General features: G+C 69.7%; 18 protein-coding genes. 9 read left to right on the forward strand and 9 right to left on the reverse strand.

Translation table 11 applies throughout. The features are described 5' to 3' along the window. Positions 1–31: 31 nt before the first annotated feature. Both HKK72_RS04510 and pknB read left to right on the forward strand, forming a co-directional pair. Positions 32–1,459: a serine/threonine-protein kinase gene (locus HKK72_RS04510; RefSeq protein ID WP_187232941.1), complete on the forward strand. Its 1,428-nt coding sequence runs from the start codon at positions 32–34 to the stop codon at positions 1,457–1,459. A 33-nt stretch (positions 1,460–1,492) separates the two neighbouring features. Next, a complete protein-coding gene (pknB, locus tag HKK72_RS04515; RefSeq protein ID WP_187232942.1) occupies positions 1,493–3,253 on the forward strand; it encodes a Stk1 family PASTA domain-containing Ser/Thr kinase in 1,761 nt (586 codons plus the stop codon). 65 nt (positions 3,254–3,318) lie between these two features. Here the strand turns inward: pknB and HKK72_RS04520 are convergent, their stop codons facing one another. The 4 genes from HKK72_RS04520 to HKK72_RS42005 form a co-directional block, all read right to left on the reverse strand. Continuing rightward, complete coding sequence (locus HKK72_RS04520; protein ID WP_187232943.1) at positions 3,319–3,906, reverse strand: anthranilate synthase component II; 588 nt, start codon at positions 3,904–3,906, stop codon at positions 3,319–3,321. 82 nt (positions 3,907–3,988) lie between these two features. Next, complete coding sequence (locus tag HKK72_RS04525; RefSeq protein WP_187232944.1) at positions 3,989–4,177, reverse strand: hypothetical protein; 189 nt, start codon at positions 4,175–4,177, stop codon at positions 3,989–3,991. Next, positions 4,177–4,833, reverse strand: coding sequence for a class E sortase (locus HKK72_RS04530; protein ID WP_187232945.1), 657 nt, complete (start codon positions 4,831–4,833; stop codon positions 4,177–4,179). The genes HKK72_RS04525 and HKK72_RS04530 overlap by 1 nt, the downstream gene beginning before the upstream one ends. A gap of 17 nt (positions 4,834–4,850) precedes the next feature. Next, positions 4,851–5,615 carry a DUF881 domain-containing protein gene (locus HKK72_RS42005; RefSeq protein WP_187232946.1) on the reverse strand — a complete coding sequence of 255 codons (765 nt, stop codon included), beginning with the start codon at positions 5,613–5,615 and terminating at the stop codon, positions 4,851–4,853. 79 nt (positions 5,616–5,694) lie between these two features. On the opposite strand from HKK72_RS42005, the gene HKK72_RS04540 reads away from it, so the two are divergent. Further along, positions 5,695–5,952 (forward strand): cell division protein CrgA, encoded by a 258-nt coding sequence (locus HKK72_RS04540; protein ID WP_187232947.1) that lies wholly within the window; start codon positions 5,695–5,697, stop codon positions 5,950–5,952. 143 nt (positions 5,953–6,095) lie between these two features. Here the strand turns inward: HKK72_RS04540 and HKK72_RS04545 are convergent, their stop codons facing one another. Further along, positions 6,096–6,824, reverse strand: coding sequence for a rhomboid family intramembrane serine protease (locus HKK72_RS04545; protein WP_261986535.1), 729 nt, complete (start codon positions 6,822–6,824; stop codon positions 6,096–6,098). A gap of 247 nt (positions 6,825–7,071) precedes the next feature. After that, on the reverse strand, positions 7,072–7,635 hold the full coding sequence (locus tag HKK72_RS04550; protein WP_315987070.1) for a peptidylprolyl isomerase: 564 nt from the start codon (positions 7,633–7,635) through the stop codon (positions 7,072–7,074). A 213-nt stretch (positions 7,636–7,848) separates the two neighbouring features. On the opposite strand from HKK72_RS04550, the gene HKK72_RS04555 reads away from it, so the two are divergent. After that, complete coding sequence (locus HKK72_RS04555) at positions 7,849–8,238, forward strand: hypothetical protein (RefSeq protein ID WP_187232949.1); 390 nt, start codon at positions 7,849–7,851, stop codon at positions 8,236–8,238. Between the two features lie 188 nt (positions 8,239–8,426). Next, positions 8,427–9,179, forward strand: a complete 753-nt coding sequence (locus HKK72_RS04560; protein WP_187232950.1) for an acyltransferase — start codon at positions 8,427–8,429, stop codon at positions 9,177–9,179. Between the two features lie 10 nt (positions 9,180–9,189). On the opposite strand, the gene HKK72_RS04565 is transcribed toward HKK72_RS04560, so the two are convergent. Together HKK72_RS04565 and HKK72_RS04570 are read right to left on the reverse strand one after the other, a co-directional pair. Further along, a complete protein-coding gene (locus HKK72_RS04565; protein WP_315987071.1) occupies positions 9,190–10,647 on the reverse strand; it encodes a DEAD/DEAH box helicase in 1,458 nt (485 codons plus the stop codon). A 179-nt stretch (positions 10,648–10,826) separates the two neighbouring features. Next, on the reverse strand, positions 10,827–11,018 hold the full coding sequence (locus tag HKK72_RS04570) for a hypothetical protein (protein ID WP_222720314.1): 192 nt from the start codon (positions 11,016–11,018) through the stop codon (positions 10,827–10,829). 266 nt (positions 11,019–11,284) lie between these two features. Between HKK72_RS04570 and HKK72_RS04575 the strand changes: the two genes are divergently transcribed. Then, on the forward strand, positions 11,285–13,684 hold the full coding sequence (locus tag HKK72_RS04575) for a transketolase-like TK C-terminal-containing protein (RefSeq protein ID WP_187232952.1): 2,400 nt from the start codon (positions 11,285–11,287) through the stop codon (positions 13,682–13,684). A gap of 49 nt (positions 13,685–13,733) precedes the next feature. On the opposite strand, the gene HKK72_RS04580 is transcribed toward HKK72_RS04575, so the two are convergent. Next, positions 13,734–13,964, reverse strand: a complete 231-nt coding sequence (locus HKK72_RS04580) for a hypothetical protein (protein WP_187232953.1) — start codon at positions 13,962–13,964, stop codon at positions 13,734–13,736. Between the two features lie 494 nt (positions 13,965–14,458). Between HKK72_RS04580 and HKK72_RS04585 the strand changes: the two genes are divergently transcribed. From HKK72_RS04585 to HKK72_RS04595, 3 genes are all read left to right on the forward strand, one after another. Then, on the forward strand, positions 14,459–14,626 hold the full coding sequence (locus HKK72_RS04585) for a hypothetical protein (RefSeq protein ID WP_187232954.1): 168 nt from the start codon (positions 14,459–14,461) through the stop codon (positions 14,624–14,626). Positions 14,627–14,658: 32 nt separating this feature from the next. Beyond that, complete coding sequence (locus tag HKK72_RS04590; protein WP_187232955.1) at positions 14,659–18,126, forward strand: type 2 lanthipeptide synthetase LanM family protein; 3,468 nt, start codon at positions 14,659–14,661, stop codon at positions 18,124–18,126. Positions 18,127–18,265: 139 nt separating this feature from the next. Beyond that, positions 18,266–18,844 (forward strand): dihydrofolate reductase family protein, encoded by a 579-nt coding sequence (locus HKK72_RS04595; RefSeq protein ID WP_187232956.1) that lies wholly within the window; start codon positions 18,266–18,268, stop codon positions 18,842–18,844. The last annotated feature ends 45 nt before the right edge of the window (positions 18,845–18,889 follow it).

An 18,889-nucleotide genomic window follows, 5' to 3' on the forward strand; every position in this document is an offset into this window, starting at 1 on the left:
CGCGGAGGCCCACCGCCGAGCGGGGGTCTCCATGACCGAGCAACTCCTGCTGAACGGCCGCTACCAGCTCGACGAGCTGCTGGCCACCGGCGGAATGGGCCAGGTGTGGAGCGCCACCGACCAACTCCTCGCCCGTTCGGTGGCGGTCAAGCTGCTGCGTCCCGAGTACGTCTCCGACGAGGCCGCCCGCAGCCGGTTCCAGGCCGAGGCGAGGTTCGCCGCGTCACTGCACCACAGCGGCATCGCCCAGGTGTACGACTACGGCCAGCAGGACGATCTCATCTTCCTGGTCATGGAGCTCGTCCCGGGCGAACCACTCTCCAAGATCATCGCCCGTACCGGCGGGCTCGACCCCGAGGCCACCCTCGATCTGATCGCGCAGGTCGCACGGGCACTCCAGGTGGCGCACTCGGCGGGGATCATCCACCGGGACGTCAAGCCCGGCAATCTCATGGTGACCGCCGACAGCACCATCAAGGTGACCGACTTCGGCATCGCCCGGGCCGCGGCGGTCAGCACACTGACCCAGACCGGCATGGTGATGGGCACCGCCCACTACGTGTCACCGGAACAGGCGTCCGGTCAGGCGATCACCCCCTCGACCGACCTGTACTCGCTCGGCGTGGTGGCGTTCGAATGCCTCACCGGCCGGCCGCCCTTCGACGCCGACACCCCGGTCGCGATCGCGCTCCAGCACGTACGGGACTTCCCGCCGGCGCTGCCCATCGACATCGCGGCACCGGTGCGCGAACTCGTACGCCAACTGCTCGCCAAGAAGCCGGCCGATCGCCCGGCCAGCGCCCAGGAGGTGGCCGACCAGGCCTACCTCATCCGCGAGTCGCTCGCCCTGGGCTTCGACCTGGACGAATTTGACGACGCCACGAGGTCGGATAACCTCGCCGTCGAATCAGACGAATCAGACGTGGCCGAGGATCCGGACCTCCTCGCCACCGGACGGATCACCGGTGGACCGGCCACCACCGCACAGGCCACCACACGGGCCGCCACCGACGATCTCGCCATTGACGAAGCCGCCACCGACGAAGCCACCGTCGGCACCGGCCCCCGATCACCCTTGCTCCTGGCGGCGGTGGCGATGGGCGTCCTGCTCCTGGGTGTGATCCTCATCACGTCCCCCTGGGCGGGGAGGCAGGGCGCCGGGCTCAACGGCAACGACAGCGATGTTCCGGCCTCGCACGGGCCGGTGCTGCAGGGGGATCTGACCGATCCGAACCCGGTCGGATCGACCCCCTCGCCTGAGGAGACTCCGTCACTCGACAACGGAGGGACGACCGTGCCCACCCCGAGTGCGTCCCCCACGGCGACCGCCAGCCCGACCCCCAGCAAGACCCAGACAATCACTCCCAAGCCGACCCCGCCCAAGCCTGATCCAAGTACTGAGCCGTCGATTCCGGAGCCAGATCCGTCAAGCAGTGCCGGATCGGCACTAGGTTCATAGCATTGCTGTAGACGACAAGGGAATGTGCGAGACATGACTCAGCCTCGGCTACTCGGTGGCCGCTACGAGCTCGATGGTGTCATCGGGCGCGGTGGCATGGCCGAGGTCTACCGTGCCCGAGACCTCCGGCTGGACCGTGTCGTCGCGGTCAAGACACTCCGCTCGGACATGGCCAGGGACCCCACGTCCCAGGCGAGGTTCCGGCGCGAGGCGCAGTCGGCCGCGTCGCTCAACCATCCCTCCGTGATCGCGGTGTACGACACCGGAGAGGACAAGTTCGGGGACACGCCGGTCCCGTACATCGTCATGGAGTACGTCGAGGGCCACACCCTCCGTGACCTGCTCCAGCAGGCCCGCCGACTCCGGCCGGAGAAGGCGATGGAGATCGTGGACGGCATCCTGCGTGCGCTGGACTACAGCCACCGCGGCGGGATCATCCACCGGGACATCAAGCCGGCGAACGTGATGCTGACCCGTGAGCACGAGGTCAAGGTCATGGACTTCGGCATCGCCCGAGCCATGGACGACTCCGCCGCGACGATGACCCAGACGGCTCAGGTCATCGGGACCGCGCAGTACCTGTCGCCGGAACAGGCCCGCGGCGAGCGCGTCGACGCCCGCAGCGACGTCTACTCGACCGGCTGCGTGCTGTACGAACTGCTGACCGGACGTCCGCCGTTTCAGGGCGACTCCCCCGTCTCGATCGCGTACCAGCACGTACGTGAAGATCCGATCCCGCCGTCCCAGCTCGACCCGCAGATCCCGCCGTGGGCCGACGCCATCGTCCTCAGGGCGATGGCCAAGAGCGCGGACGACCGCTACCAGAGCACCTCTGAGATGCGGGCCGACATCCAGCGCGCCCTGCAGGGGCAGCCGGTCTCCGCGGCGGCCACGATGGCGATGAGCGGGACCCAGGTCATGAGCGCCGCCCCGCCGGCCCGGACCCAGATGCAGCGGCCCGTGAACACCGGCTACGACCTGCCGCCCGTCCGCTACGACGAGGACGAGCGCGATGGGAGCGGCAAGAAAGCCGCGATCTGGCTGCTCGTGGCGGTACTGATCCTCGGCGGAGCGGCACTGATCGGCATCATGCTGACCAAGGGCAACGGCGACGACTCGGGCAAGGGCCAGCAGATCGCCGTGCCGAAGGTCGTGGGGCTCGACCAGGGCGACGCCGTGAAGGCCATCGAGGACGCTGGGCTGAAGTCCGACATCGAGGAGGTCTTCGACGACTCCGTGGCCGACGGGAAGGTCATCAGTACCGACCCGAAGGAGGGTGAGGAGATCTCCGCGGATGAGACGGTGACCCTGACCGTCTCCAAGGGCAAAGAGGTCAAGGAGGTCGAGGTCCCCGACGTCAGGGGTCAACCCGCGCAGGCGGCCAAGGCCGAGCTCCTGGCGGTCGGCTTCAAGGTGGTCACGCGAACACAGCCGTCCACGTCGGTGCTGCAGGGCATGGTGATCAGGACCAGCCCCAACGGCGGTGGCAAGGCCGAGGAGAAGTCCACGGTCATCATGTACGTCTCCTCCGGCCCGCAGGAGACCACGGTGCCCGGCGTCGTGGGTCTGCAGAAGAACGACGCGGTCAACCAGCTGAAGGACGCCAAGCTGCGCGTCGAGATCAGAGAGGTCCCGCCGGAGGGCGATGTCCCCGAGGGCACCGTGTTCCGACAGAGCCCGGACGAGGGCCAGAAGGTCCGGCCCGGCACGACCGTGGTCATCTACGTCGCCAAGGCGCAGCAGCAGCCGCCGCCCGGACCGGAGCCGACCATCACCCTGCCCGGCCAGCAGTGACGACATGGAAAGAGGGCTTCCGCCACTCGGGGGCAATGGCGGAAGCCCTCTTCATGTGAGTCGTTTCAGCGGCTCACGGTGTTACAGAGTCTGCGCAGCCAGTTTTCGAAAAGTTGGTGCCCGCCCTCGCTGAGCACCGACTCGGGATGGAACTGAACACCCTCGATCGGCCGTCCGCGATGCCGGAGGCCCATGATGGTCCCGTCGTCGGTGCGGGCGGTGATCTCCAGTTCCGCCGGTACGGTCGCGGGCTCGACCGCCAGCGAGTGGTACCGGGTGGCCGGGAACGGGTCGCCCAAGCCGCTCAGCACGCCCTCACCGGTGTGGTGGATCAGGCTCGTATATCCGTGCAGCAGTTCGGGCGCGCGCGACACGACCGCCCCGTACGCCTCCGCGATCACCTGATGGCCGAGGCACACACCGAGCAGCGGTCGCCCGCTCTGATCGGCGTCACGCACGAGATCGAGACAGACACCCGCGTCGGACGGATGCCCCGGACCCGGGCTGAGCAACACGCCGTCCACAGCGCGCGCGTCGGCGATCGTGACCTCGGAGCGATCCCGCACCACGCAGTCGGCGCCCAGTTCGAGCAGGTACTGAACGATGTTGTAGACGAAGCTGTCGTGGTTGTCCACGACGAGGACTCTGCTCATGGCCGCACCTCCGTCGCGGCGGCTCGGGGCGCTTCGAGGCCCCCCTCGCGGAACTCCTCAGGTCCGGGCATCGTCGCGGCTTTCATGGTCTGGGGGTGGACGGCCCGGAGGTGTGGTGGTCGATGACGCCGCGGTCGAACTGGACCTTGGGTTCGAGCCACGGGAAGACCACGTACCAGAGTACGGCGGCCAGGACCAGAGCCAGGGCCGCGGCGGTCGCGGCCCTGGTCGCAGGGGTGCCGGGCAGATGACGCCAGATCCACATGTACATCAGGTGCCCCCGCCGGAGCCGTGGGCGGGCGAGCCGGCCTGTGCACGGGGGAGCTCCCGCACCAGCTCACCGAAGATGATCAGGCGCTTTGCGGCGGAGAATTTCGGGTGGCATGTAGTCAGCGTGATCAGCCGCTTGGCGGCCTTCTGCTTGGGGTGGAAGGGGACGGAGGCGGTCACGTTCACCTCGCGAGGAGAGACGATCTTCTTGTCGGTCACCTTGTAGACGAACTGGCCCGCGCGGGTGTCGACCAGGATCCGATCTCCGTCGCGGAGCTCGTCGACCCGGTTGAACGGGGCGGAGTAGGTGGTCCGGTGGCCCGAGACCACGAAGTTGCCCTTCTCACCCGGCAACGCCGTCCCCGGATAGTGCCCAGGCCCCTTGCGGAGATCGCCGAGATCGACGCCCTCGACCACGACGTAGCGGAACTTCTCGCCGAACCGGGGGATGCGCAGCAGCGCCATGCCGTGACCGAGCCGCACCTTCTCGGTGGTGACCCGCGGGCGGTCCCAGTCCTGGGCGAGCTGCCTGCTCAGCATGTCCTGCTGCTCACGGGTGTAGCGACCGGTGCCCCACAGCTCGTAGGTGACGAAGAACAGCAGGACGATCCCCGCGGTGATGCAGAGCTCGCCGACACCGCGAATGAGTGTCCGCACTTTTCATACCCCCGCAGCTACATCCCGTCGCGCTCGCCGGCTTGCGGCACGGTCGCGTGTTCCATGGTCACGTTGCCGGTGTAGGCGGGAAGGGTGACATGGTCGAGGGTCTTCACTTCGTATCCGAGGCCATACTCGGTGACATAGTCCTTGTAGGTCGCGATGTCCGGGGAGGCATCGAGCGCAACCCGCAACCGGCCCGGATCGCCCACAGCGGTGATCCGGAATGGCGGGGAGTAGACGACGCCCTGCAGAATCAGCGTATTGCCAACGCACCTGACGGCGCTGGTGGAGATCAGACGTTGGTCCATTATTTGCATGCCCTGTGCACCGCCCGCCCAGAGGGCGTTCACCACCGCCTGAACGTCCTGCTGATGGACGACCAGATCGTCGGGATTGGGCTTGACGCCGCCGCGCTTGCCGAGACCGGAGCGCTGCGGGGCGTCGTCGAGCGTCACCCTCAGACCGCTGCCTTTGATCGCGGTGAATCCGGAGATTCCGGCCAATCCATCCGCCCGCGCCTGGGCCTGCTTCACCCGCTCGTCGCGCCGGCCGGCCTGTCGTGAGATGCTGTCCACATCCTGGTGGAGCCGCTGGTAATCAGCGCGTTCCCGCTGGTTGCGGCGCTGCTCGGCAGTGATCAACTGAGTGAGTCTGGTGCGGCCGGCATCGCGCAGATCGGTACCACGCGCGGTGCTCGCACTCGCGGCGAACAAGGTGCCCGCGGCAAGTGTGAGGATGGGAATGATGCTTCTCCACGTCTGACGCCGTACGCTGCTCACCAGCGACTACGCTATCCGACAAACCACCCATGCGTGGCCCGGCGCGCTGCCGCCGCCCGCCCGAGGAGACCGATCCACAGTGGCCAAGTCCAAAGTGCGCAAGAAGGCCGTCTACACGCCGCCGCAGAGATCGCAGAAGGTCCAGGTCAGCCCGCGCTGGCTGGCGCCGACGATGGTCGCATGCTGGATCGCCGGCGTGGCCTGGATCGGGACCTTCTACGTCGTGGCGAGCACCGATACCAGGGTCCCCGTGATGACCGATCTCGGCAACTGGAACCTGGGCATCGGGTTCGCCTCAATCATCCTGGGGCTGGCGCTCGCGACCCGCTGGCGTTGACGCGTACCCACGTTTGTTGATGATCAATCCACGAGAATCATCCACAGCCTGTGGATAACTCGCCCTGATATCCCCAGGTCGTCCACAGCCCTGTCCACCGTCGTGGTCTCGCAGCCGTTCGCCGAACGGCTGCGAAACCACGACTAGGTGATGCTCAGCTGCGTGGTCAGCTGACCGACACGGATGACGATCAGCGCCAGGAACAGTGCGGCGACCGCCACGGTCGCACCGAGCTGGATCGGCTTCTGCCGGTCCCGTGGGGCATAGGCGTACGCGAACGCCAGCACCGCGCCCGTCACCAGGCCGCCGAGGTGCCCCTGCCAGCTGATACCGGGGATGGTGAAGGTGATCAGCAGGTTGAGGCCGATCACGACGGCGATCCCCCGGGCGTCGAACCGCATCCGTCTCGCGACCACGAAGATCGCTGCGAACAGCCCGAAGACCGCGCCGGACGCTCCCGCCGTGTTCGTGTTCAGCGAGGCGAACAGCAGGGCGCAGACCGAACCGCCGAGCGCACTCAGCACGTAGAGCACTGCGAAGCGCAGCCGTCCGAGCCACATCTCGAGCGGCTGCCCCACCATGTACAGCGCCCACATGTTGAACAGCAGGTGCACGATCCCGTAGTGCAGGAACGCCGAGGTGAGCAGCCTCTCGTACTGACCGTCCGCGACGGCCGGGGGCAACAGCCCGTAGCGTGCCTCCACCGCACTGTCCTGCAGGAAGAACACGACAACGTTGACGGCGATGAGCGTGTACGTCACCACCGGGGTCGTCGAGACCCTGCCACCGAAGACCGTACGCGGCGCGCGCACGGCCCTGTTGCCCTCTTTCACACACTCGACGCACTGGTGACCGACCGACGCGACCCGCATGCACTCAGGGCAGATCGGACGGTCACAACGCGTGCACCGCACGTACGTCTCGCGGTCGGAATGGCGGAAACACTTGGGCGTCTCCGCCTCCGATCCCGTAGGAGGCTGCGGATCAGTATTCATTCGCGCTCGCTCCGCTCACGCGACTCCGCGCGCTTCGAGGCCCCTCGCGGTTCATTGCGCTCGCTCCGCTCGCGGTTCATGCCTCGCCTCCGAGTCGACCGGTCCACGAGTACTCATACTTCTATTACGACTGGCGACGGTCGATCGTCACCGACTCGAGGATGATGTCGTCCACCGGACGATCCATCGGGCCCGTCCGCGTCGTGGCGATCTTGTCGACGACATCGGTGCCCTCGATGACCTCACCGAAAATGGTGTGCCGGTTGTTGAGGTGCGCTGTCGGTACGACGGTGATGAAGAACTGTGAGCCGTTGGTGTTCGCGCCGGCGTTGGCCATCGCGAGCAGATACGGCCGGTCGAACCGAAGGCCCGACTGGAACTCGTCGGCGAACTCGTAGCCGGGCCCGCCCGTTCCCGTTCCCAGCGGGTCGCCGCCCTGGATCATGAAACCGTCCATCACCCGGTGGAAGATCGTGCCGTTGTACAGCGGCGCCCTCGACCTCTGCTGGGTGTTCGGGTCGAGCCATTCCCTCGTGCCCTCGGCCAGGCTGACGAAGTTGCCGACCGTCTGCGGCGCATGTTCGGGGAACAGCCGAATGACGATCGGCCCGAACGTTGTGCGCAGTGTCGCGACGAGCACCTCCGAGTTCCCCGTTCCCCCGTACCCCTGATTGGTTTGTTCAGCCACGGAAGGCTGCCTCCTCCTCGATCACGGACATGTAGCGCTTGGAAAACAGCGCGTGACCGCATACTCCCACGCGGGAGGTTTACCCTGCGCGCTCAGGGAAGGTTGAGGGTCGAGACCCCGCAGATCCGGGAGGTTAGCGTGTTCCTCAAAGAAAGATACCGCCCGTCGACACGGGTCAAGATTGACCGTGCGCAACTGCAGCGTATGCAGGAGATGAGCAAGGAGGGTGCGTACCGGGCCAAGGAACGTCTCGGTCCCACCACACAGGCCGCGCGTGTGATCGCCGCAGAGCGCATGCTCGAGGCCAGGGAGTGGAGCGCACCGCGACTGGTGCGCGCCGCGCATTACGTGGAGACCGAGTTGGGCCCGCGAGTGGGCACCCTGCTGGCCAAGGCGGCGGACAAGGTCGAGCCGCCGAGACGTCAGCGCCAGCGGCGGAACACCGCGATGAAGACGCTGGTGGCCGCCAGCGCGATCGGCGCGGTCGGCGCGGTGGTGAGTCGCCGCATCCCCACGAACTCTCCGAAGCAGTCTGAGGACGTGCTGGAGCCGTCGTCCCCGATGACCAAGCCGTCAACGGACGGGCAGGCTCGCATTCCTTGATCCGATCTCCGTAGGACGGCAGCGAAGGACCCGGCGGCGTGGCCGCCGGGTCCTTCCGCATCTCGTCTCGTGGTGTGGCGCTTGTCTCGTGGTGTGGCGCTTGTCTCGTGGTGCTCGCCTCGTGGTGCTCGCCCGGCTCACCCGGACCGCGCGCATCCCCTGCGCAGGTGGCCTGTACCGTGTCCGCCATGTCGCTCAGGGACGGGGTCGCCGCGCCGATCCGCCGCATGCTCAACGTCGCCGTGCACCGTGGGTGGGAGTGGCTGATGCGGCACGGTGAGATCACTCCGAGCACACCCGGCCGGCTGCGCTTCGCCCGGCTCGGCGAAGGCGCCTGCATCGGCTTCCCGGTGGGCACCATCTACGGTGAGCGGTGGATCTCCGTCGGGGCCCACACGCTGATCGGGCCGCACGTCACGCTGTCGGCCGGCTTCGGGCCGGGGCTCGACCTCGGTCCGAAGCTGATCGTACGTATCGGTGAGAGCTGCTCTCTGGGCCGCGGCAACCAGATCATCGGGCATCAGTCCATCGAGATCGGCAACAACGTCTTCACCGGCCCGAACGTGTACATCACCGACCAGAATCACAGCTACGGCGATCTCGACATGCCCATCGGGCGGCAGTGGCCGGAGAACAACCCCGTCGTGATCGGCGACGGCTGCTGGCTGGGCACCGGCGCGATCATCCTGCCCGGCACCCGGCTCGGCCGGAACGTCGCGGTGGCCGGCGGCGCCGTCGTACGCGGGGAGTTCCCCGACCACTGTGTCGTCGCCGGCGTTCCGGCCAGGATCGTCCGGCGCCATGACCCCGACGAGGGCTGGCAGCCGCCGCTGCGCGGCAGTTCCCGGCTGGCCTCGATGGACGAGCTCGCCGCACTCACCGTGGAGGAGCTCGAAGGCCTCCAACTGCTCCAGGAAAGGCTCCGCGAAGAAGCCGGCTGAGTGGTGCGGGTCAGCCCTGGTGGGAGGGGCGGGGGCGGCGGCGGTCTCCGCCGGCGCTGGGACGCTGCTCCTGACCCCGCTGGCCATGGCCCGTGCGCGGCTTGAACGAATGGCGGTCGCCGCCGCCGTCGCCGCCGCCCTCGCCGGACCAGCCGCCGCGCCGCTCGCCGCTTCGGGGCCTGCTGCCGAGACGGTCGCCGCCGCCCCAGCCCTGGCCGCGGTTGCCGCGCCGCTCGCCGGGCCGGCCACGGCCCGAACGGCCCGCCGACGTGCGGACGACCGGCTCGATGATCGGCTCGCCGCTCGGCGGCCGCGCACCCGTGAGCCGGACGAGCTTGTCGTCGCCGGCCATCACCTTGGTACGGGACGGGTCGATGCCGGCCCGGCGGGTCATCGCCGCCGTGGCCCGCACCTGGTGCGGCAGCACGAGGGTGACGACGGTGCCGCTCTCTCCCGCCCTGGCCGTACGGCCGGCGCGGTGCATGTAGTCCTTGTGGTCGGCCGGGGGGTCGATGTGCACGACGAGGCTGACGTCGTCCACGTGGATGCCGCGGGCCGCGACATCGGTCGCGACGAGCACGCTGATGCTGCCCTCACGGAACTCGGCCAGCGTGCGCGTGCGCAGGTTCTGGCTCTTGCCGCCGTGCAGGGCGCCGGCCCGCACGCCCACCTGGGCGAGCTGCTTGGCCAGCCGGTCGACGCCGTGCTTGGTGCGGGCGAACAGGATCGTGCGGCCCTCACGGTTGGCGATCTCGGCGGTGATCGCGTTCTTGTCCCTGGGGGCCACCAGCAGCAGGTGGTGGTCCATGGTGTCGACCGACTCGTCGACCGGGCCGATCGCGTGGTTCACCGGGTCGTTGAGATAGCGCCGCACGAGGACGTCGACGTCCTTGTCGAGGGTGGCGGAGAACAGTAGCCGCTGACCGCCCGGGCGCACCTGGTCGAGGATGTCGGTGACATCGGGCAGAAAGCCCATGTCGGCCATGTGGTCGGCCTCGTCGAGGACCGTGACGGCGATGTCGCCGAGATCACAGGCGCCTTGCCTCATCAGGTCCTTGAGCCGGCCGGGGGTGGCGACGAGCACCTCGACGCCGCGGCGCAGCGCGTCGATCTGGCGGGGCATCGACGTCTGGCCGATGACGGTCTTGAAACGCAGGCCGAGGCTGCGCCCGAGCGGCTCCAGGTTGGTCTGGACCTGCATCGCCAGCTCGCGGGTGGGGACCAGGATGAGGGCGAGCGGCCGCTTGGGCGCCGCCTTCTGCCCGGCGATCAGGGTGAGCAGCGGGAGTCCGAAGGCCAGCGTCTTGCCCGAGCCCGTCTTGCCGCGTCCGAGCACGTCACGTCCGGCCAGCACGTCGGGGATGCAGGCCTCCTGGATCGGGAACGGAGACTCGATCCCCTGGCGGGAGAGTGCTGAGACGAGAGGAGCAGGCAGGCCGAGCTGGGCGAACGTGGGCGTGTCTGACACGTAAAACCTTCCGAGAGGGGGCACGTCTCGGGAGGCACCACGTTCCATCGGTGGGCTGCAAGGACGAGCCAGGCGCGCTCAGCGCCGCAAAGGGTGATTGCCTCATTCTAACGGTGAGGGTGTGCCTCGTTATGCCCGGAGCGTCGAAAAAGATCTTTCGGGTCCCGCCGGGTCCACCGTCACGGACCGGGTACCGGCAATGGGCTCCCGGTCTCGATGCGGCTCTTCAGGCTGGACGGCAGGCGGGGCCATCCCGCCGAGCAGGCCCGCCATTCCGGCTCCACCCGGTGGCCGAACCAGCAGCGGCGCGTGAACTCACCGCCGGTGAGCGCCCGCCACAGCTCCTCGGGGATGGCCTTGACATATGTCACATACGCGGTCCCTGCCGTCCCCCGCCGGTCGGCGACACCTATGCCGTCTGGGAGCGGAGGGCGATGCCCGGTATCGTCTGGCGAGTCACAAACAGCACCATCAAGAGGTCCTCGAACGAACTGTGAGCCCGGACCGCCGACCCGCGTCACTGCGGCCGCAGCGCCCCGTTCGGCCGACCCCTCGTTCGGCTGACCATGCCGTGCCGAAGCCTGGACGCCTCTGGACGACCTCCGGGGGCGTCCGCGTACGACCCTGGAGACCGCCCGTGACCGACCGCGACGAGACCCGACGGCCCGCCCCCCAGCACGCGCCCGACCTCGAGGTCCTGAACGAGATCCAGCGGCGGGTGCGGTGGCTCTCCACGCGGATCGTGGACGCCGCCAACCACGACCGCGAGACCGGTGACGGGGTCAAGGTCGGCGGGCATCAGGCGTCCAGCGCATCGCTGGTGACGGCCATGACCGCCCTATGGTTCGCGCACCTGAACGCGGACGACCGGGTCGCGGTCAAGCCCCACGCGTCGCCGGTGTTCCACTCCATCCAGTATCTGCTGGGCAACCTGGACCGTTCCTACCTGCCGCGGCTGCGGGCTCGCGGCGGCCTCCAGTCCTACCCGTCGCGCACCAAGGACCCCGACGAGGTCGACTTCTCCACCGGATCGGTCGGGCTCGGGGTGGCCGCGCCCCTGTTCGCGGCGGTGACGCGACGCTACGTCGACGCCCACTTCGGCGAGCGGCCCACCTCACGCTTCGTCGCCATCCTCGGGGACGCCGAGCTCGACGAGGGCAACATCTGGGAGGCGGTCGCCGACCCGGCGACGACCGGGCTCGGCAACGTGATGTGGCTGGTGGACTTCAACCGCCAGTCGCTCGACCGGGTCGTACCGGGCGTGCGGATCGACCAGTGGCGCGGCCAGTTCGAAGCGGCCGGCTGGCATGTGGTCGAGGTGAAGTACGGCCGCCGCCTGCGTGAGGCGTACGAGCGCCCGGGCGGCGAGCACCTGCGGGCATGGATCGACGCGATGCCCAACGAGCAGTACCAGTCGTTGTTCGGGCCGCTCGGCGACGGCCTGCGCAAACGATTCCTCGACGGCGCCCCGCCGGAGGTGGAGCAGATCATCGCCGGCATCCCCGACGACGAGCTGGCGCCGCTGGTCACCGATCTCGGCGGGCACGACCTCGACGCCATGCTCGACGCCTACGCCCAGTGCGACGCCGTGACCGATCGTCCCAGCGTCGTGTTCGCCTACACCGTCAAGGGATGGGGGCTGCCGATCGCGGGCAATCCGCGCAACCATTCGGCGCTGCTGTCGACGGAGCAGATCGACACCCTGCGGGCCGAGCACGGGCTCGACCGCGAGACCGAGTGGGACCGGTTCGACCCCGCGTCGCCCGCGGGGATCTGGGTCGGTTCCCGCCGCGAGGCGCTGGCACGCGCCCCACGGGAGCAGGCGCTGCCCGTAGAGGTGCCCGAGAGCACCGACGTTCGGACGAGCAGGCCGATCTCCACTCAGGAGGTCTTCGGGCGGGTGCTGGTCGACCTGGCCCGCAACGAGAACGTCGCGCCGTACCTCGTCACCACCGCACCCGACGTGGCGACCTCGACCAACCTGGCCGGGTTCATCAACAAGACAGGGGTGTTCGCCCCGGCACAGCGCCGGTCCTGGAACGAGGACAAGATGCTCCGCTGGGCCGAAGGGCCCTCGGGTCAGCACATCGAGCTGGGCATCTCGGAGATGAACCTGTTCCTGCTGCTCGGCCAGCTCGGCCTGTCCTGGGACCTGTCCGCACAGCCGCTGCTCCCGGTCGGCACCGTGTACGACCCGTTCGTCCTGCGCGGCCTCGACGCGTTCCTGTACGGCACGTACTCCGGTTCCAGGTTCATCGTGGCCGGCACCCCATCCGGCGTCACCCTGGCCCCCGAAGGCGGCGCGCACCAGTCGACCATCACCGCCTCGGTCGGCCTGGAACTGCCCGGTGTGACCTTCATCGAGCCCGCCTACGCGACCGCGCTCGACTGGCTGATGTGCGACGCGCTGTCGCACATCGCCGCAGGCCCGAGTTCGACGACCACCGCGACCCCCGCCGAGGACGGCGCCTACTACTTCCGGCTGACCACTCGCCCGGTCGACCAGGCCCCGTTCGAGGCCGCGCGGGCGCGGATCGGCGACGCGGTGCTGCGCCGTCAGGTGCTGGCCGGCGCCTACCGGCTGTTCGACGCCCACCACGCCCACCCCGAACTCCGTGCGGCCGGCGCCCCCGTCGTGCACCTGGCGGCGTCCGGCGCCGTACTCCCCGAGGTGCTCGCCGCGGCGGCCGAGCTCGCCGACGAGGGCATCGCCGCCCACGTGGCCGACGTGACCTCGCTGGACCGGATCTACACCGCCTGGCAGCGCACGCTGCGGCAGAGCGTACGGACCGCCGCCGCGCCGAGCGTCCCCGGTGCCCTGCGTACGGTGTTCGGCGACCGCGCGCCCGTCGTCACTGTGCACGACGCGGCCTCGCACACCATGGCGTGGCTCGGTTCGGCGCTCGGAACGCCGTGCGTGCCGCTGGGCGTCGACGAGTTCGGCCAGTCCGGCACCGTGCGGGAGCTCTACGAGCTGCACGACCTGCTGCCCGGAAGCATCGTCAACGCCGCACTGGCCGCGCTGTCCCTGTCCTGAGTCGCAGGGGGCGAGGAAGACGCGAGGCGCGTGCCTGAGGCGCGGAGGGTCAGCCGCCCACCGACAGCCGGTCGAGGAGATCAAGGGCTGCCTGCCGTACCGGCTCGGGCTTGACGCCGCTGAGTACGGTCCGAGCCTCGTCGAGGCTGCGGGTGGTCGCGCAGGTCACGGCCACTGACCCGGCGGCGGCCTTCTGTACGGATCCGGACGGTGAGCCGTCTGCTATCTCCCGCGCGCTCGCGGCGAGGTCCAGGTTTTCGCTCGTGTCTGAGGCGGTCAATGGGGCTCCTTGAACTAGCGACGTGGTTCCATTGTCCGCTGTCGCGGGCCGCGAGGTCGCCGCGGGGCCGAACCTTGACCAACTTCCGGGTTTGAGCCGGTGCCCGCCGGGCTCGTCGCACCTCGCCTCAGCGGCCCCCTCACGGTACGCCGGGTCACAACGGGCCCTGGGTCCCTTGGGTCCTCACGTCGCGAAGGACGTTCCATGATGACGTCCTCTCGTCGGTCGGCGGCGCTCAGATTATTCAGCCCGATGGCTTCAATGGCGCCATTCTTTCGGTACTCCATAAAGGCCGGAATCGGCGCGGCATCCGGCGCCCTGGGCCCTGAATGTAGGCCCGGAAACTTGGGCCTGTACATGCTGATCTTCCTCGGTTATTCATGGTATGCCCCAGCGGGACCGCGCCCACGAGAGGGGAGTGCGCTCGACCTCTGCGCAGTGCCGGCACTCCGTGTCGCGCCTGCCGGCCATGCCGCTTAATGGAAGAGAGTCTCATGACGAACACCGCAGTACAGGAATTGAACCGTGAACTCGACAACCCCGCAGGCGATCTGGACGCCGAACTACGCGAACTCGAGCGGTCCGAGGATCTGCGGGAGACCGAGAGCGTCTTCACCTGGTTCTCGGCCGTTCGCATCTGCTGCTTCAAGGTCGGTTCCTGACTGATATCGATGTGACCGGTATGGCCCAGCCGATGGCCTCTCCGCCGGCGGGCGGTGAGGCCGTCCCGTCGGTCGGCGCGTTCCGGCGGGCCACCCCGCTGAGCGAGCGTCCGGTCCCCGAGGACGGCGTCCGGGACACCGGGCGGCTGCACCTCGCCCAGGTGCGGCGGGAACGCTGGCGCCAGGCGGTGCCGTTCGGCTCGAACGACGCGATGGGCACGAGCGGCTCACCCGGATCGAACGGCACCGCAGAGGTCGCGGCGGTCGGCTCAGCGGCCGGCTCAGGGGGCGGTTCAGGGGGCGGTTCAGGGGACGGGCAGGTGTTGTGGCGCCGCCGTCTCGCGTCCGCCGGGCTGGACGAGCCCGGCCTGCTCGCCGTGCTGGCGGGCGAGGGCGGCCCCGAGCCGGAATGGGCGGCCGACCTCGCCGCCGCCTACGCACTGCCGATGGACCTGCGGATCGGCGAGGCCGGCGGCCTGCCGTTCCTCGCCCTGGCAGAGCCGGTCGCCGGCCAGGTACGCGAGCGGCTGGTCGCGGCGGTCGAAGCCGTCGCCGCAGAGCGGCTGCCGGCGCCCGAACACCTCGCCGACCTTCTACTGCGCGGGCTGTTGCCACGGCTGAACGCGATGGTGCAGCGCACCTGCATGCTGGAGCTGGCCGCCGCCAGGCGGGCGGGCACGCTCATCGGCGAGACACCAGAGGACCGGTTCGCCTCCTTCCTCTCGTGGTTGCGCGAGCCGGGCCGGCGGTGGAACGTGCTGGTCCGCTATCCGGTGCTGGCCCGGCAGCTCGCCGTGACCGGCCGGGCCTGGGCCGACCAGGCGGCCGGGTTCGTGGCGCACCTCGCCGCCGACCTGCCCGCGATCGTGGAGACGTTCGCCGCCGGCACCGATCCGGGACCGGTCGTCGAGGTCACCACCGGGCTGGGCGATCCGCACCGGGGGGCGCGGACCGTGGCGATGATCCGCTTCGCCTCCGGGCTGCGCGTGGTCTACAAGCCCCGGCCGTCCGCGGTGGAGGGCCATTTCCAGGACCTGCTGGCGTGGGTCAACGCGCGTACCCCCGGTCTGCGTTACCGGGTGCTGCGATGCCTGGACCGGGCCGACCACGGCTGGATGGAGTACGCCGCGGCCGCCCCGATCACCGACGTGGACGCGGCGCGGCGGTTCTACCGCCGTCAGGGCGGCCTGCTCGCGCTGCTGTACCTCGTGCACGCGGGCGACATCCATGCGGAGAACCTGATCGCCGCCGGTGATCAGCCGGTGCTGGTCGACCTGGAGACGCTGTTCCAGCCGGGGCTCCCGTCGCTGCGCGCACCCGGCGAGTCCGAGGCCGAGCGGCTGGCGGCCGATCTCACCTCGGGATCGGTCCTGCATGCCGGTCTGCTGCCGACCGGGCCGTCCCCCTGGGGCGCCGGTCTGTCCGGCATGCGCGACGTCGGAGCGCCGCGGGCCGAGCGTGCGGTGGTGCGGTCGCCGCATGTTGCCGACGCCCGGACCGATCGGATGCGGATCCGCCTGGCGCACGCGGATGAACAGGCGCACGCGGATGAACAGGCGCATGCGGATGAACAGGCGTATGCGCATACGCACGCGGACGAGGACGCGCACGCGCATGCGGACGACGCGGCGGACCCGCACGCTGCCGGCGAGCTCCCCATCCGCCTCGCCGACCATGTCGAGGACATCGTCGGCGGCTTCACCGAGGTGTACGGGGTGCTGCTGGAACACCGGGACGAGCTCGCCGCGCCGGACGGCCCCCTGGCGGCGTTCGCCGATGACGAGGTACGGGTCCTGGTGCGCGACACGATGACCTACGCGTTGTTGCTGGACATGTCCTTCCACCCCACCCTGATGATCGACGGGCTGGACCGGGAACGGCACTTCGACTGGCTGTGGCGCGACGCGGCTCGGCGACCCGGGCTGGCGGCGGTCACCGAGGCGGAGCGCCGGGACCTCTGGCGCGGCGACATCCCGGTGTTCACCACCGGCGCGGGCCGTGGGCCGCTCGTCGACGGCCACGGGGCGCAGGTGCCCGGCGTACCGGTGGTGCACGGCATGCGCGTCACCCGGGAGATCCTCGCCAGGCTCGGGGATGAGGACCTGGCCAGGCAGACCTGGCTGGTCCGCGCCTGTATCGCCGTCAACGGGGTGCGGCAGGAGCAGCGGTTCCTCTTCCGGCGGCACCGGACCGAACCGGCGGCGCGGCCCGCGAGCGATGCCCGGCTCGCCGGCGCGGCCGCCGCCGTCGCCGACCGGCTGGCCGCGCTGGCCGTACGGGGTGGCGACGGAGCCGTGTGGATCGGAGCGCACACCGGGTCGTACCGCAACTGGAACGTCGGGGTGCTGGGCCCGGGCCTGCACGACGGGCTGCTGGGCATCGCGCTCTTCCTGGCGTACAACGCCGAACTGGGCGGAGACCCAGGCTCCCGGAGCCTCGCCGGCGATGCCGCCCGTACCGCCGTCGCCCAGGTGCGCCGCGGTCGCCTCGGGCGAGCCATCGGGTTCACCGGGATGGGCGGCGTGATCTACGGTCTGGCCCATCTCGGAGCGCTGTGGTCCGACGACGGCCTCCTCGACGAGGCGGCCCGCATCGCGGGTGGGCTGGACGAGCCGATCATCGCCGATACCGAGTACGAGGTGATGGGCGGCGCGGCCGGCGCCGTGCTCGGCCTCGCCGCGCTTTATCGCACCCGGCCGTCCGGGCGAGTGCTCGACCAGGTCAGGACGGCGGCCGACCATCTCCTGGCGGCCCAGCGGCTCTACGGCCGCGGTGCCGCCTGGCTGCCTGCGGAGGCCGTCGCCACGGGCCTGGCCGACCGGCCCCTGGCCGGGTTCGCCCACGGCACCGCCGGCATCGCGGCGGCGCTGCTGGCGGCGGCGGAGATTCTCGGCGACGACCGGTACGGAAGCGCGGCCGCCCGGGCGTTCGACTACGAGCGCGATCTCTTCGACCCGGCGGGCGGCCATTGGCGGGATGTACGGGACTTCTCCCGCACCGAGAAGGAGATCGAGATCGAGTTCGACGGCGGCGCGCCGGGGCGGTTCGACCGGCCGGTCGCGTGGTGCCACGGCGCCCCGGGGATCGGGATCGCGCGTCTGCGCGCCACCGCCCGTCTCGGCCTGGCCCGTCTCGACGTGCCCCACCTCGTCACCCATCTCGGCCTGACCGCCGATCTGGACGCGGCGATCGCAGACACGCTGCGGGAGGGCTTCGGCAACGGCCACTCGCTCTGTCACGGCGACGCGGGCAGCCTCGACTTCCTGCAACTCGCCGCGGAGCACCGGGACGACCCGGTGCTGCGGGACCGGGTGCGCAGGCAGGCCGCGACGGTGCTGGACTCCATCGACCGGACCGGCTGGCACTGCGGGCTGCACCGGGACATCGAGGTGCCCGGGCTGCTCACCGGGCTCGCCGGGATCGGCTACGGCTGGTTGCGGCTTCTGGCCCCCGAACAGGTGCCCTCCGTCCTGGCCCTTGAACCGCCTACATGCGAATGAGCCGAGGGATGACCGAGCCAGGTACGACAAGCCGACTTCGAATAATGTGGGCGGCCGTGTAGAGCACCCGCCGTCGGCTCCGACCCCTCGGTGAAAGGTGCCCCACCGGGCGCCACTGCGGTGAGCACAAGGAGTCTTCATGCGGAAGCTGTTCTCTTTCATGATGGTGTCGCTCGACGGCTACCACGCCGGCCCGAACGAGGAGATCGACTGGCACAACGTCGACGAGAAGTTCGGCGAGTTCGCCGCACAGCAGCTCGACGAGGTCGACACGCTGGTGTTCGGCCGGGCCACCTACGAGGTGATGGCGTCGTACTGGCCGACGCCCGAGGCCAAGCGCGACGACCCGGTCATCGCGGCGATGATGAACGAGGCTTCGAAGATCGTCGTGTCGAGCACCCTCGAGCGGGCCGAGTGGAACAACACCCGACTGATCACAGGCGACATCGCCGCCGAGCTCACCGAACTGAAGGCGCGGCCCGGCAAGGACATCGCGATCTTCGGCAGCTCCGCTCTGACGGCGAGCCTGCTCGACCTGGGCCTCGTCGACGAGCTCCGGGTCATCGTCGCTCCTGTCCTTCTCGGCGCCGGGAGGTCGCTGTTCCGCGACACGGCCGGCCGGATCGCCCTGACGCTGACGGACACCAGGCGGTTCGACTCGGGGAACGTCCTCCTCTACTACCGGCCCGCGGAAACGGGCAGCGCTTCGAGGTCATAGCCGTGGAAGGTCCCGGGTGACTCCCTCGGCCGTGCCCGAGACGCT

It is taken from the genome of Actinomadura sp. HBU206391, from assembly GCF_014323665.1.
Lineage (GTDB): Bacteria > Actinomycetota > Actinomycetes > Streptosporangiales > Streptosporangiaceae > Actinomadura_C.